Source organism: Algoriphagus taiwanensis (genome assembly GCF_036245645.1).
GTDB classification, from domain to species: Bacteria; Bacteroidota; Bacteroidia; order Cytophagales; family Cyclobacteriaceae; genus Algoriphagus; species Algoriphagus taiwanensis.
The window spans coordinates 1-15016 of record NZ_BTPE01000017.1; the positions used below are offsets into that span (position 1 = coordinate 1).

12 protein-coding genes are annotated in these 15016 nt (G+C 44.8%); 6 read left to right on the top strand and 6 right to left on the bottom strand.

Annotated elements, in window-relative coordinates; translation table 11 throughout:
• A partial coding sequence (locus tag AAA938_RS18000) for a hypothetical protein (RefSeq protein ID WP_338230155.1) occupies positions 1-185 on the top strand: 185 nt, incomplete at its 5' end.
• A 105-nt stretch (positions 186-290) separates the two neighbouring features.
• Positions 291-1595 carry a sensor histidine kinase gene (locus tag AAA938_RS18005; protein WP_338230156.1) on the top strand — a complete coding sequence of 435 codons (1305 nt, stop codon included), beginning with the start codon at positions 291-293 and terminating at the stop codon, positions 1593-1595.
• Here the strand turns inward: AAA938_RS18005 and AAA938_RS18010 are convergent.
• The 6 genes from AAA938_RS18010 to AAA938_RS18035 all read right to left on the bottom strand — a co-directional run bounded on the left by AAA938_RS18010 (position 1587) and on the right by AAA938_RS18035 (position 8888).
• Positions 1587-2147: a LutC/YkgG family protein gene (locus AAA938_RS18010; protein WP_338230157.1), complete on the bottom strand. Its 561-nt coding sequence runs from the start codon at positions 2145-2147 to the stop codon at positions 1587-1589. The genes AAA938_RS18005 and AAA938_RS18010 overlap by 9 nt on opposite strands.
• A complete protein-coding gene (locus tag AAA938_RS18015) occupies positions 2144-3502 on the bottom strand; it encodes a lactate utilization protein B (RefSeq protein ID WP_338230158.1) in 1359 nt (452 codons plus the stop codon). Before AAA938_RS18015 ends, AAA938_RS18010 begins: the two co-directional genes overlap by 4 nt.
• Positions 3499-4257, bottom strand: coding sequence for a (Fe-S)-binding protein (locus AAA938_RS18020; RefSeq protein WP_338230159.1), 759 nt, complete (start codon positions 4255-4257; stop codon positions 3499-3501). Before AAA938_RS18020 ends, AAA938_RS18015 begins: the two co-directional genes overlap by 4 nt.
• Before the next feature lie 16 nt (positions 4258-4273).
• A complete protein-coding gene (locus AAA938_RS18025) occupies positions 4274-5602 on the bottom strand; it encodes an FGGY-family carbohydrate kinase (RefSeq protein WP_338230160.1) in 1329 nt (442 codons plus the stop codon).
• Positions 5603-5677: 75 nt separating this feature from the next.
• The gene (locus tag AAA938_RS18030) at positions 5678-6715 is read right to left on the bottom strand and encodes a GntR family transcriptional regulator (protein ID WP_338230161.1); all 1038 of its coding nucleotides are present in this window, start codon (positions 6713-6715) and stop codon (positions 5678-5680) included.
• A gap of 52 nt (positions 6716-6767) precedes the next feature.
• Positions 6768-8888 carry a bifunctional aldolase/short-chain dehydrogenase gene (locus AAA938_RS18035; protein WP_338230162.1) on the bottom strand — a complete coding sequence of 707 codons (2121 nt, stop codon included), beginning with the start codon at positions 8886-8888 and terminating at the stop codon, positions 6768-6770.
• 253 nt (positions 8889-9141) lie between these two features.
• Here AAA938_RS18035 and AAA938_RS18040 point away from each other — a divergent pair, with 253 nt between their 5' ends.
• The 4 genes from AAA938_RS18040 to AAA938_RS18055 all read left to right on the top strand — a co-directional run bounded on the left by AAA938_RS18040 (position 9142) and on the right by AAA938_RS18055 (position 14996).
• Complete coding sequence (locus AAA938_RS18040; protein ID WP_338230163.1) at positions 9142-10545, top strand: purine-cytosine permease family protein; 1404 nt, start codon at positions 9142-9144, stop codon at positions 10543-10545.
• An 87-nt stretch (positions 10546-10632) separates the two neighbouring features.
• Positions 10633-10821, top strand: a complete 189-nt coding sequence (locus tag AAA938_RS18045) for a hypothetical protein (protein ID WP_338230164.1) — start codon at positions 10633-10635, stop codon at positions 10819-10821.
• 93 nt (positions 10822-10914) lie between these two features.
• Positions 10915-12156: a sugar isomerase gene (locus AAA938_RS18050; RefSeq protein WP_338230165.1), complete on the top strand. Its 1242-nt coding sequence runs from the start codon at positions 10915-10917 to the stop codon at positions 12154-12156.
• Between the two features lie 110 nt (positions 12157-12266).
• Positions 12267-14996 (top strand): carboxypeptidase-like regulatory domain-containing protein, encoded by a 2730-nt coding sequence (locus tag AAA938_RS18055; RefSeq protein WP_338230166.1) that lies wholly within the window; start codon positions 12267-12269, stop codon positions 14994-14996.
• Positions 14997-15016: the final 20 nt, after the last annotated feature.

Consider the following 15016-nt stretch of genomic DNA (forward strand, 5'->3'; position numbering starts at 1 on the left):
GAAGAATGAAGCATGAAAAAAGGGCTCCGAAAAACGAAGCCCCTTCATTCCACTTGGCAGATTCTATTGCTGGTAAGTTGCTCCTCAGCAGAGCTTATGTCCTCTTCAAACCTGCACGGGATTTTAAGAAATTTTCTAATCAAAGGCACCAACTATTTTTGACCACATTACCTGTTTTTCCATAAATCGGCTTCCGAGGGAGGCTGGACTATGCAGACCCTGAATTTTTTCTCATTCGTTTTCGAAAGGAGAAATCTTACCTATTTTTAAATTTCGAAAGCCTAGGTACTATGTGGAGAAGACTATTAAATCTACAGGATAAACCTGTTTCTCTTGAGGAACTCCAATACCGAATTGCCGTCATTTTCGTTTTATTGACCTTTGCAGCAATCGTGATTTTCGGTTTCACGGATTATATGCTTGGACTCAATCCCATACTGGGCAAAATCAGGATAGTTTATGCTCTTGTTTTTGTTTCACTCTTTGTCCTGATGATCAAATATCAAAAGGTCTTTTTGGCCATGAACCTTATGCTCGGGCTGATTCTTACCTTTAGTTTTTTTAACTATTATTTTAACGATGGGTTTCAAGGCCCTACCATATTCAACCTATTTGTTTTTGTCGTTGCTATTTCCATTTTTTTCAAAAACCCTGTAAACATCATTTGGTGGTCAGCAGCAATTCTGGGGTATTTGCTTTTGTTTTATTTCGAAATTGAGGGCTTTATTGAAGTTCCCAAAAATTACGATTCACCTCAAAGCCTATTTTTGGACAATGCCATTTCGATCTTTCTCTGTGCCATTTTCATATTTATAGGGATTTACTTTTTGATCATAAATTATCAAAAACAGCAGGAGCGATTAATGCTACTCCAAAAGGAAAATGAGAAAAACCTGGCAGACCTCACCTCACTCAATCTCAAAAAAAATGAACTCATTGCCCTGCTATCGCATGATCTTCGTGGCCCAATTTCTACGCTTGGGTCTACCTTGGAATTTGTGGATAAAGGGATTTTGGATGAAAATGAACTGCATCAGATCCTTTCAAAATTGAAATCTCAGAGCTTTCAATTAAATCAAGTGCTCAATAATACCCTGGCTTGGGTATCCGCTGAAATGCAGAATACCACCGCAGAAAGGCATCTTACCGATTTGGCAAAGCTTGGAGAAATCATGCGGGACACCATGGAAGGTCAAGCTCAAAGTAAAAATCAAAAGATCCAGTTTACCCTTCGAGGGGTAAATAAGTCTATTTTTCTTGAAAGCAAAGAAGTCAAAATTGTTCTCAAAAATCTCCTGGATAATGCCATCAAATTTTCCAAAATCGGCACTACCATCAAATTGAATCTGGATGTACAGGACGGCAAGATTCGGTGGGAAGTGGTAAATCCAGGAGAAATGATCCCGGATAATATTAAGGCTGGCTTGTTTGAATTTAAAGGGAAAAGTTCTCTCGGCACCCAAAAGGAAAAAGGAACAGGAATCGGATTGTCACTTTGCAAGAAGATCGCAAAAAGCCTTGGAATGAGATTAGGCTATCAATACGATAATCAGGAAAATATATTTTTCCTGGAAATTGATTTGGAGTCAAACTAAAACAACCCGTAGACTCTTTGCCCCATGAGCTCCAATCACTAAAGACTGCTCAATATCGGCTGTTTTGGAAGGGCCAGCGATAAACAATCCAAACCCGGAATGGGCAGCACCAATTTTTTCATATGCCTGATGCATGTTTTCTACCAGACGTTCCTTCGAAAGTACCAATACCAAGTGCTCGGTAATGAAAGGCATGGCGCGATGAGGTAGCTGGGCGTCTTCTAGCCAGATTGCCCCATTTTCTGCTACTCCAAACTGTCCCTCCAAAATGGCTAATTGCAGGTTTTCCAGGTCGTGCGGATCTTCCGGCAAGGTCACTGTGGAAAGCCTTTTGTATCCAGAAACCGATGAAAAAATCCGATTCATTCCGCAGGTTTTTATCCAGGATTCAAATGCCGAAGCATCCATCACCTCTGCTTTGTTTCCGGTCAAAGAAACGGTGAATTGTTTTACCAAATCACTATTCATCCTGAAATCCGGCACATCTGGCAGGGGCTTGGGTTCACGTTGGATTCCTCGGATTGAGTTCAAAATGTCTTCTCTGCTGCTCATGGTCTGTTTCTTTTGAACCAATCTTTGAAGGACATCTCAGGAGTTTCTGGCAGATTTCTGCCTTTTCCCCAGCTGTTGATAGGATGATAAATAAGGGATTTAGGCAGGTTTTTAAGTGCAGAACGCATCAAGTTGCCTGAAATTTTATAGGCTAAAGGGCTTTTAAAAATTCCGCTTGCCAGCTTCATAGAGAGGCTTTTTCCTAGTTCTCCATGGGTTTTTGTGATCTCTTGCCTCCATTCATACAGTTGCTCATGGATGTTGATCTTGACCGGGCAGACATCCGAGCAGCTCCCGCAAAGGGTGGAGGCGAAAGGAAGCGTGCTGTGTTTTTTCATGTCCAATCCAGGCGATAGGATAGATCCAATTGGTCCAGGGACAGTACTGCCATAGCTAAAACCTCCGCTCCGGCGATAGATCGGACAGGTATTCATGCAAGCCCCACATCGAATGCATTTGAGAGAATTGCGAAACTTCTCCCTAGCTAGCTGGGCGGTCCGGCCATTATCAACTAGTACTACATGAATTTCCTTCCCCGGGGATGGGCTGCGAAAGTGAGAGTTATAATTGGTAACGGATTGACCGGTGGCAGATCGGGCTAAAAGTCTCAAAAAGACTCCCAAATCGGTTCTTCTTGGAATTAGCTTTTCGATCCCCATGCAGGCAATATGCACATCTGCCAGATGTACGCCCATGTCTGCATTGCCTTCGTTGGTGCAGACTACAAACTCACCGGTTTCTGCAATCCCAAAATTAACTCCGGTGATGGCTACTTTGGCTTTTAGAAATTTCTCGCGAAGGTGAATCCTTGCTGCTTGGGTCAGGTAAGTCGGGTCTTCATTTCCTTTCTCTGTATGGAGCTTTTCATGGAAGAGTTCAGAGATTTCACCCTTTTTCAGGTGAATAGCAGGAAGGACAATATGGCTAGGTGGTTGATTTAGGAACTGGACTATCCGCTCTCCCAAATCCGTGTCCACCACTTCGATTCCATTCTTCTCCAGATAGGGATTGAGATGGCATTCCTCTGTCAAAATGGACTTACTCTTGACGATGGCTTGGCAGTCGTTTTTTTGCAAAATCCCCAAAACAATCCGATTATGCTCTTCTGCATCCTTGGCCCAATGGACCTGGATTCCGTTTTTTAGGGCGTTTTTTTCAAACTCTTCCAGATAAAAATCCAGCCGGGACAAAGTATGATCCTTGATTTCAGAGGCGAGATTGCGGAGATTTTCCCATTCCGGAATGGTTTTGGAAATCCGGTCCCGCTTATCCCGGACAAACCACAAAGTCTCATCATGCCATTTGGCTTTGACCTGATCTTTTAGAAATTCTGCTGCTGCTTGGGGATGACTCATCGGGTGGCCTGATTTAAGATTTCTGCTACATGCATAAACTTCATCGGACTGCCTTCCCGACTCGCTATACCCTGCAAATGCATGATGCAGGACATATCTCCTCCGGTAAGGATTTCTACTTGCTTTTGCTGGTGGTCTTCTAGTCGATCTTTACCCATTTGAATGGACAGGGCCTCTTCTGTTACGGAGAAAGTACCTCCAAATCCGCAGCATTCGTCGGTTCGACTGAGTTCCACCCATTCCAAACCTTCCAGATTTTCCAAAAGTTTTTTCGCTTTGTTAAATGGAGAAATATGCATCTCCGAACTAGAAGCCAATCTTAAACCCCGCTGTCCATGGCAAGAAGCATGGTACCCGACCCTATGAGGGAAAGCTCCCTCCAACTGTTCCACTTTCAAAACATCCGTCAAAAATTCCGTAAGCTCGAAAATTCGGTCATGAATCTCCTGCTGGGTTTTTTCCATGCCGGAGATGGGAGGAAAATGCTCCTTGACATGAAGGACACAGCTTCCTGAAGGAGCCACGATGTAGTCAAACTCACCGAAAATTTCCAAAAAGTGTCGGCTTGTACCCACGGTGTCCCGCTCATACCCTGCATTGGCCATGGGCTGTCCGCAGCAAGTTTGCTCCAAGGGGTAGCTCACCTTACAGCCCAGTTTTTCCAGTAGTTCCAGAGTAGCTATCGCCACCTTGGGATAAAACTGATCCACGTAGCAAGGAATAAAAAGGCCAATATGGGGAGTTTGGGTATTCATCGGGTAGAAGATAAGATCAAAAATTCATATTGACGAGCATAGCGGCCCCTAATGCAGAGCCATTCGGAAAATCGCTAGGGATGATCTCCTTTCCGGGAAGTTTGATTCGAAGCATTTCCAGAAATATGTCATTGGCATTGAATCCTCCGTCCACATAGATTCTGTTCACTTCTGCACCCTCCAAAACCAGTTGGAGTGAGGCCACCTGGATGTCAGTCAGCTCATAAATAAAGGTGTAATAGGCTTCCGTAAACTCAGGAAAAGAATTCCAATCTGACTGTTGGGCTCTTCCCAAGCCGTAATCCTGGGGCTTCAAATAGTGAAAGCCGATTCTTTTTTTAGAGTTTTTAGCTACTTTTTCGAAAATGGCCTTATCGAATTTCAGTTTTTTGTAAGTGCCCAAAGGGAGGTCCCAATGAGTATACATTTGCTCCACTTGGTACTTATGTTCCTCCCCGATAAAGAGTCTGGAAATTTTTATCGGCTGGCCTGAAATACTCAAGAATTGAAGGCAGTCCTGATTGAGCTGGGCTTCAGTCAGCGCGGTTTTGTTAAACGGATTGATACTGATCGCCCAAGTGCCTGTAGAGAGCAAAACAAAGGGATTTTTCTCCTGATTCAAATAAGGCAATAGTGCTCCGGATGAGTCATGAACACCTATTCCGCAGGGGATGCTGCCAAGTTCGGGCTTGGTTTGAAGGAGAGAATCTCCCGGTAAAATGGGAGGTAATAAGGGTTCGATTCCCTCTCGCTTTACCCAATCATGATAGTCCATTTGGGCAAAATCCCATAATCCGGTGTGACAACCGATACTGGTATAATCCGACACCATTTGGCCGGTGAAAATCAGGCTAAGGTATTGAGGAAGATGGAGACAATGCTTTACCTTTTTAAACTGCTCGGGTTTGGCATGTTTCAGAAAATAGATCTGGAGGCCGGAATTCAGCATAGCCAAAGGAGGGGAGGAAGTTTGCTGACAAAAGGCCATTTTCCCTCCGTTTTCCTCATAAAACTTTTCTAATAAATCCTCCGGAAAAGGCTTGAGATAATCGTAAAGTGGGGTAACAGGTTCTCCTGAATCATCGACATGAACGAATGATGCCCCGTGACCGGAGAAGTTGAGTTTTTTGATTTCAAACTCCTGGAATTCCAGGGCTTTTTTGAGCGTGTCCAGCATCCATTCCCGGAGTGGCAATACAGGCTCACTGGGGAAGCCATCCTCATCCGGAATGGCTTCCAAGCGGGTGTAAGTGTGATACACTTCCTTCAGGTTTTGATCAAAAAGGAAGAACTTTTTATTGGTTTTCCCGATATCAAAGACAGCGGTAACGGGAGTTTTGGACATTTAAAGGTTCGAGTTTCGAGTTAGATAAACGAGGTTTGGGAAAGTCTCATTTAAAGAATTTTCAAATTTTTCAATCTAAAGCGACTTTCTGAGGGTCATCCGGAAAGGGTTTTTGATAGGGATTCGATCCTCTTTACCCATAATTTGCTCTGCGATGGTCTTTCCCATACTCTGAAAATCCGTGGAAATAGTGGTGATTCCATCTGCAAGAATTTCCTTCAGAGGGGTGTCGTTGTAAGAAATGACGCCCACGTCTCTACCGAGTTTGAAGAGTTGCTCCCTTGACTTTTTGACGATATTGACCAAGTCTGACTCAGCGAGCACGATATGGCAATCCCCTTCGTCGAGTGGCTCGTCATCATCCACTCCATCCACGATGAGATTTTTGAAATCGTGGAAAAAGCAAAAGCGCTTGAACCCGTCCATGATTTCTACCGGATAGAGGTCTCCTTTAGGAAAGACCAAAATCAGTCTCCTGTATTTTTTCAAGTGGGAAATTCCTGACTCCAGCACCTCGAAAATATCCTTCGCAAAATCCTGATAGACTCCGGGGAATTCGTTTTCATGTCCTTTTACTGCCCGGTCTATGATCAGCAGCTTGTCTTTTGGAATCCGCTTGATCAAATCGTAAGCGGTCTCCGGGTGTCCTTCCTGATCAAAAAAGTGGGGGGCAAGAATGTAATAATTGTAATTGCCCAGATTTTGCTCCAGCAGGTCCTCAAATAGATTTCTGTTGTAATGATGGATGTGCAGATCTACGGTGGCATTGCCGGAGAGAGTATCCACGATGGAATAGTAGATGATCTTTTTGTAGGAACTCAGCTTATTGAAGAGCAAAAGTACCTTGGTCTTTGTGCTCATATTGGTTGAGCAGATGTAAAAACCCTTGCCTCTGACTGAGGTAATGATCCCCCGATCCCGAAGCTCATTGTATGCCTTTTCTACCGTATCCCTGCTCAGCAGGAAATCAAAACTGGTTTCATTGATCGAAGGAATCCGATCACCTACATTCAGTTTACCTTTTTCAATATCTTCAAGAATAAGATTGACCACCTGAAGGTACTTTGGCGTGCGGGAGTCCACCGCAATTTTTTCGGATTTATCAAGTAGCATGGGTTATAGGGTTTTGGGTTGTATTATTGTAAAAGTAGGCTTACATGTTTTGTCACCTTGGGAAAGCTGCTGCAAGGCCACCATCCACATTGAGCATATTGCCAGTGGACTTGTTGAGCATACCGCTGACGAAAGCAAAGGCCGCATCAGCAATGTCACTGACTTTGACACTTTCTTTCAAAAGGGTTCGATTGGCATAGTACTGAGGAAGGTCTTTGACTTCTATGCCATAGGCTTTGGCTCGGTTTTCGGCCCAGCCCCCTTCCCAGATATTTGAATTTTCGATCACGGCGTCGGGATTGACCACGTTTACGCGAATTTTATCATCGGCGAGTTCTGCAGCCATCAAGCGGGACATGTGGAGCTGAGCAGCTTTGGCAGTGCCGTAGGCCACGTTTTTCGGCCCAGCGACCAATGCATTTTTGCTGACGACATTTACCAAATCTCCGCCTAACCCCTGTTCTCTCAGGATTTTTACCCCTGCTTTGGATACATGGTATTGGCCCATGACCAGGATATCGTTGAGTCGGGCCCAGTCTTCATCGGTATGGGCCTCAAAGGCTCTGGATATGGAAATTCCTGCATTGTTGACCACGATATCCAAGCCGCCGAATTTCAGACAAGTTGCCTGAATCGCCTCGACGAGACTTTTTGAGTCAGTGACATCCAGTTTCACACCCAGGATCACATCCTTTCCGAATTTCTTTTCAAACTCCTTCACGGCTTCATTCAGTCTTCCCTGATCGATGTCAGTCAGAACTACACAGGCACCTTCCTGCACGAATTTCTCTGCTATGCCTTTGCCAATCCCCCCGGCACTTCCTGTGATCAATGCGATCTTTCTGGAAAGTGGCTTTTCCTTTGGCATTCTTTGAAGCTTGGCTTCTTCCAACAGCCAATATTCGATATCAAATGCCTCCTGAAGCGGCAAGGATACATATTCAGAAACAGCTTCCGCCCCTCTCATCACATTGATCGCATTGATGTAAAATTCAGAAGCTACACGACTGGTTTGTTTGTCTTTTGCGAAGCTGAAAAGCCCCACGCCCGGCCAAAGGATAATGACCGGATTCGGGTCACGCATAGCAGGACTATTGGGGTGCTTGTGTTTCTGATAGTAGCCTGCATACATCTCCCGATAAGATTGAAATGCTGCGCCTATTTTTTCCTTCAATCCTTGAGGGTCTGAAAGATCAGCATCCGCCGCCAAGTCCAAAACGAGTGGAGAAATCTTGGTTCTCAAAAAGTGATCAGGGCAGGAAGTACCCATTGGAGCCAATTTTGTCAAATCATGGCTGTTGATAAACTGGAGTACGGTATCACTGTCGTTGAAAGTGCCGACCATACGCTTTTCTGAAGAAGCAAGACCTCGTAAAACAGGAGCGATTAGTGCAGCTTGGGATTTTCTTTTTTCCGGTGCAAGAGAAGCTACTTTTTCTCCCCCAAAAACAGGCCTTTTCTTACCATAATTGGCGGCAAGGTGGGCAGAGGCAGCTTCGATGACTTCGAGACTGTTGATATAGCATTCGTAAGCGGTATCAGCCCAAGTAAACAGGCCGTGTCCCCCGAGCATAATGCCCCGAATGCCTGGGTTTTTCTCCAAAGCTTCTCGGAGCTTCAACCCCAAGTCAAACCCAGGTCTCTGCCAAGGCACCCAAGCAATAGCTCCTTTCCAAATGTCCTGTGTGATTTGCTCTCCATCTTTGGAAGCTGCAATAGCAATAGCTGCATCAGGATGCAGGTGATCGATATGCTTAAACGGAAGAAATCCATGCAAAGGCGTATCGATGGAAGGAGCTTTGGATGCCAAGTCATAAATACAATGGTTGAAAAGCTCCACCATTTCGTCTTCAAATTCAATACCCCGGTAGATTCCCTCCAATGACCTTAATTTGTCTACATATAATCCAGCCAAACCGGACCGGGTGAGTGTACCTATATCTCCCCCCGAGCCTTTGATCCACATTACTTCCACAGGTTCTTTGGTCAAAGGATCAAGTTCTATGGTCTTGCAGGAAGTGTTTCCGCCTCCGTAATTGGTGATTCTGAGGTCTGCTCCCAAAATATTGGAGCGATATAATAAAAGTGCTACTTCGTTGCCTTCAAGCTCAGATGCTTTGGACTCATCCCAGAGGTAGCTAACATGCTTGAAACTCATAATAGGTGTATTCATGGTTGTTTGAGGGCTTCTTGTTATAATTTGAATTTCAGGGAATCCTGATTTTTAAGTATCCTGTAGTGTCTTGAGGGATAGATATTTTTTGGTCGAAAAATTCTCTTTGGAATTTCCTTCTAAATATTCTTATAATCTAGCTCAATTGGCTTTTTTCACAAAATGAATAGGAAATAAAGTCAAAATCGGCTTCGGACACAGCAGGATGGGTGAGTAGACCCATTTAATTTTCTTCAATTAAATCTTCACCCAAATGGCCAATCCTTTTTTTAAGAAAATAGTATCGGAAACCAACGAATACGAGCGAACGCCCATTCCTGAGGCCCAACTGAAAGGCAACAGGAGTTTCCTGGGCATGTATGCCGGAGAGCACACCGCCGGAACCGAGTTTGTCATCGGACCACTTTTCGTGGCTCATGGAGTGAGTGCCGGGGACTTGGTGCTGGGGCTTTTGATCGGGAATCTATTGGCAGTTTTAAGCTGGGCCCTGATTACTGCACCGATTGCGGCATCCAAGCGACTGACTCTTTACTATCAGTTGGAAAGGATCGCCGGAAAACAGGTGGTTCGCTGGTACAATCTGGTCAATGCGCTTATGTTTTGCTTTTTGGCCGGATCCATGATTGCGGTATCGGCTACTGCGGTGGGGATTCCATTTGATTTGGAAATGCCCACCCTTTCCGATTGGTTGCCAAGGACTCCGGGTTGGATTCTGACTGTTTTATTGATGGGAGGGGTGATTACTTTGGTGGCGATTCAGGGGTATAATCAGGTATCCAAGTTTGCCAATGTGATGTCGCCTTGGATGATCCTGATTTTCTTTGCTGCAGGCATTGTGGGATTAGCTCAATTGGGAGTAGGATCGGCGGAAAGCTTGGTATCCATTGCTCAAGAGGTGATTTGGAATGGGGTCCCTCTACCCGGCATGACACAATTTACTATTTGGCATATCATCTTTTTTGCCTGGTTTTGCAATATGGCCATGCATATCGGGATGTCGGATTTGACCATTTTACGCTATGCCAAATCCTGGACTTCCGGGTTTTCGGTATTTGCCGGGGTTTATTTGGGGCATTTTGTGGCTTGGATTGCTTCAGGGATTCTCTATGCGGTGTTTCTTCAGGCAAATACGGGGTCTCAGGAATTTGCACCCGGACAGATTGCTTATCAAACACTCGGGATTGCCGGAGCTGTCTGCGTGATCATTGCAGGATGGACTACAGCTAATCCGACCATCTATCGGGCAGGATTGGCTTTGCAGGGGATTTTTCCTAAGGTTCCAACCTGGAAAATCACCGCAATCGTGGGGGGAATTACCAGTTTGGCAGCATGCTTTCCAGCCTTGGTGATGAAGCTTTTGGATTTTGTAGCCCTCTATGGATTGCTCCTGATGCCGATGGGAGCGGTGATCTTTGCTGATTTTTATTTTTCGGAGAAAATGGGTTTCCGGTCCGAAGGAGCTTTGAATTCCAAATCTGATTTCAGCTGGCCTGCCTTGCTCAGTTGGGTATTGACTTTGGTTTTTTGTTTGGGATTAAATCTGCTTTATGGGGTGGAAATTTTCTTCCTCGGACTTCCCGGCTGGTTTGTAGCCGTAGCCATATTCGTGATTGCATCCAAAGTAAAGTATCCGATCTCTAAAGCTCTTACCGCATGAAATCGAGCATGTCTAAAAAGTCACACTCTGGAATTATTAGGTGCCTTGCGGGATTCCATGTGGCCTCAAAAATTAAATTATAATCACATGAAAAGCTTATTGAAATTTATGTCCCTGGTAGGATTGGTATTTACCATCTATCCTCCTGTCCTTTATTTTATGGGAGATGCCAGTTTGGAAAGGATGAAATTTACCATGGGAATTGGAATGGTCCTTTGGTTGGTTTCTGCGCCGTTTTGGATAAATAAGTCAGCGGGCAGTGAACAGTCCCAGTAGGCAGGTCCATGTAACAGAGTATACAAGCCAAATCATTTCTTGCCAATAACTTAATAACATAATAACCAAAATCTCAATAACCATCACTCTTCCATGTCCAACCTATTCCACCAAAAATCACTCAACCTACTTTCTGAGCAATTGACCGAAAAAGGAATCGATACATCCGAATTGATTTCCAAGATTGCCCAATTCCAGATTGCAGTGCCAAGTTGGGCGCTTGGAGCTGGAGGAACGCGTTTTGGTCGCTTTTCGATAGGTGGCGAACCTAGAAATCTGGAAGAGAAGCTGGAAGATATTGGGCTTTTAGCCCAGCTCACCAAAAGGACCGATGCAGTTTCCCTTCATATTCCATGGGACATCCCTCAGGATACGGAGGCAGTGAAGCAGAAGGCGGCAAGCTTAGGAATAGGCTTTGACGCGATGAACAGCAATACGTTTCAGGATTATGGGCAGCCGCTTTCCTACAAAATGGGTTCCCTAAGCAATGCCGATGCAGCAGTTCGGAAGCAAGCAGTAGAGCATAACCTTCAGGTAATAGAGATTGGGAAAAGTTTGGGGAGTAAAGGGCTGACCGTTTGGTTGGCGGACGGGAGTAATTTTCCCGGTCAGGCACATTTCCGAAAAGCGCTTCAATGGACGACGGATTCGCTCAAAGAAATCTATTCCGGAATGCCTTCAGACTGGAAACTCTTGCTGGAATACAAGCCCTACGAACCCAATTTTTACCATACGGTTATTCCCGATTGGGGTACTTCAGGGCTGATTTGCCGACAGCTGGGAGATCGGGCCAAAGTGCTGGTGGATTTGGGACATCACCTGCCCAATACCAACATCGAGCAGATTGTAGCCACACTCATGCATCAGGACTTACTTGCGGGATTCCACTTCAATGACAGCAAATATGGAGATGACGACCTGAGTACGGGTAGTATCAAGCCCTATCAGCTGTTTTTGATTTTTTGTGAATTGATCGGAGGAGCAGAAGAAGGAGCGCAAGCTTGGGATTCGATTTCCTGGATGATCGATGCGAGCCATAATACCAAAGATCCGCTTGAAGACTTAATCCAAGCCTTGGAGGCTATTTCTCAAGCCTATGCCAAAGCGCTTTTGGTGGATCGGGAGAAATTGAATCAGTGCCAAAATGAAGGTGATGTCGTCGCAGCCCAAGAAGTGCTTCAAGAAGCCTTTTTGACCGATGTACGGCCTTTGGTAAGAGAAGCCCGAATTCAAAGTGGGGGAGAAGGGGGTCCCTTAGCTTTTTATAGAAAGGAAAAAATCAGGGAAAAACTGATTGCCAAGCGGGGAAGGAGTTCGCAGGCAAGTGGTCTTTGATAGTTTATTAAAGGTCTGAGCAGGGGAAGTCCAACGAATTCGCTTTATTGACGTATGTTTTCTCAGGCGAAAGCTTATCGTTGATTTTTTTCCGAACCCAAAATTTACCTATGCGAATTAGATTGTTGATTTTTGGCTTGTTTATCACAAGTAATCTTTTTGCCCAGACCATCACAGGTACTGTCCGAGAGAAGGGTTCGGGTTTGCCGCTTCCCTTTGCCAATGTGTTTATCAGCAATACGACCCTGGGAAAGGCGACAGACAAGGAAGGTCGCTTTCGGATCACAGGAGATTTACCACAAGAAATCGAGGTTGTGGCATCTTTTGTAGGCTACATTACTGAGGTAAAGAAGATATCTACCGGTGGGAAAGCCGAAATCGAACTTGATTTTGAACTAGAGATTAATGAATCCAACCTGACAGAAATTCAACTCAAAGCCCGTAGGGATAAAAACTGGGAAAGGGAATTTCGGAGATTTGAGGAGGTTTTTTTGGCACTTCCAGACGATCCCTATAAGCCCAAAATTGAAATTACCAATCCTTGGGTGGTGGATTTTGAAAAAGTGAAGGTTCAAGGTGCTCCCAACTACGTGAAGGCCACAGCCCAAGAACCTCTGAAAATTATCAATGAAGCTTTAGGCTATGAGGTGGATTATTATTTACAGGATTTTCGGGTCAGTCGTGCAGGATCGAGATTTTATGGACAGGTTTTTTATGAATCCCTGGGCCAAGATTCTTTAAAGGAAAATTGGGATGAGGTAAGGGATGAAAATTATTACCAATCCATCCGGTTTTTGAATCAGGCAATCCTACTAAACAGTACCGATACCGCTCACTTTCGGGTATATCATGCACTAGCTGAGCGACTGGACCGAATTCGAACCAATGATTTGACTATGGAAATTGGAGAGACGGTAGTTCCAATTCCTGTAGACTCCATCCTCAGAAGACCGAATGGTGATGGGACTTTTCGGATTTTTCTTCCAGGGAGGATGGAAATTCACCACATAGACAAACCTTGGAAAAACGACTATTACACTAACGTCTATCACGCGATCAGCTGGATCATTGCCCCGGATGGATACTATGATGTGGACCGTAAGGGGATTTTGATCAATCCTACCCAATTGGTCTTGTCCGGGTATATGGGAAGACAGCGAATGGCGAGGATACTTCCACTGGATTTTGAGCCGAAGTCTGCCTATCTGGCGACTGGATTTGAGGGAGAAGTCGTCCAAAACCCTTTGGAGAAATCAGATCGGCTGAGAGAAAAGGCCTGGTTTACCACCAACAAACCGTATTTCTATCCTGGAGAGACAGCTTGGCTTGGGGGACATATGCTCTATCAGGAACCGGCTTGGTCCGACACACTCAGCAGGGTACTGTATGTGGACTTACTGGATCAGGACTCCATATATCAATCCTATACTTTCCCTTTAGAGGAAGGGAGAATATCAGGTGGATTTGAGATTCCAGCCTCCCTCCCGACGGGAGATTATGCCCTTCGAGGATATACTACTTGGGGAAGAAATTACTCCGAATCGGACCAGTTTCTTCTTCCTTTACCGATTTTAGATCCGGGATTTAAGCCCAAAGCGGATAGTTTGATCCAGGAAGGGGTGTTTGGAGTTATCCAAATCCAGTCCTCTTTTTCCATCTCAGATTCGCTCTCTTATCGGGTGATGGACTTGGACTTGAGTTTTTTGGATGAATTCCAAAATCCCATAGATGCGACTTTTGTACTTTCCTTGACGGATGGGGAGGAAGTTCCATTTCTCCACCAGGAAAATGACTTGGAAAAAGCGCTTGATTGGTTGGACAAGGATCTTCCTGACGATTTTGTCACTGACTTTTCCTGTCCCATCGAATACGGAATATCTGTAAGAGGAAACTTTATCCCGGACAACCGGCGGATGCCTTTGGCGCAGCCCATTACTATTGTTCGAGGTGATTTGGAAGATTATGGCCAAGTTCAATCGGATAGTCTGGGGAGATTTTGGGCTACAGGAATGTACTACCGAGACACTGCTCAAATTGCCATTTCTGCGGTCAACGAGCGTCTGAGGTCTTTTGGTTCTATAGAATTGATTCCCTTTTCCAAGCCGGATTTACCTGCCTCTCTGCCTAAACTGACCTATGAATTAGAACGGGTTTCGAATGAAAATCCGCTATTGGACACCTCGGGAGATTATATTTTGCTGGAAGAGTTTGTCAAGGAGGAAGTCAAGGAACGAGATACCATGGCAGACCGGAATTACGGGTATGGGATTCCAAACCGGGAAATGGGAGAAGAGGAATTGGCAAAAATGGGGGATTGGACTCAGGTTTTTGGGAAATTGGCTCTTTTTGGGAATTATACTTTCGGTGAAAAAACAGGTCCCCCATTGATTATTATTAATGGACAAAAACTTCCTGGTATGGATCCTGCAGAAATTTTCCTCACTATAGTTCCTGCCGAAGTGGAGTCGATCAAAGTGTACAATGACAATATCAGTAAATCGATTTTTGGGATGATGGGGTATGGAGGCGTTTACATGATCGAGACCAAAAAAGGATTTAAGTCAGGTCCGGAATCGGACCGCAAGTTTAATTCTGAAGGCTTCCAGATTTTTCAGATTCCCGGGTTTACCGATTTCAAAGAGTTTCCCAATCAGCCTCCTTCTGACCAATTCCTAAAGAGAAAGCCTACCATTTACTGGGATCCATTTGTGGAGACAGAAAACGGAATTTTCAAAAGCCAAGTAAAGGTTCCTTATGGGGTGAAAGTGATTCGAGTGAAACTGGATGGCAGAACCACGGATGGGGAAGTGATATCTAAGGTTTTGGAGCTGAGGTTGTAATCAACTTATCGACTGAGGTT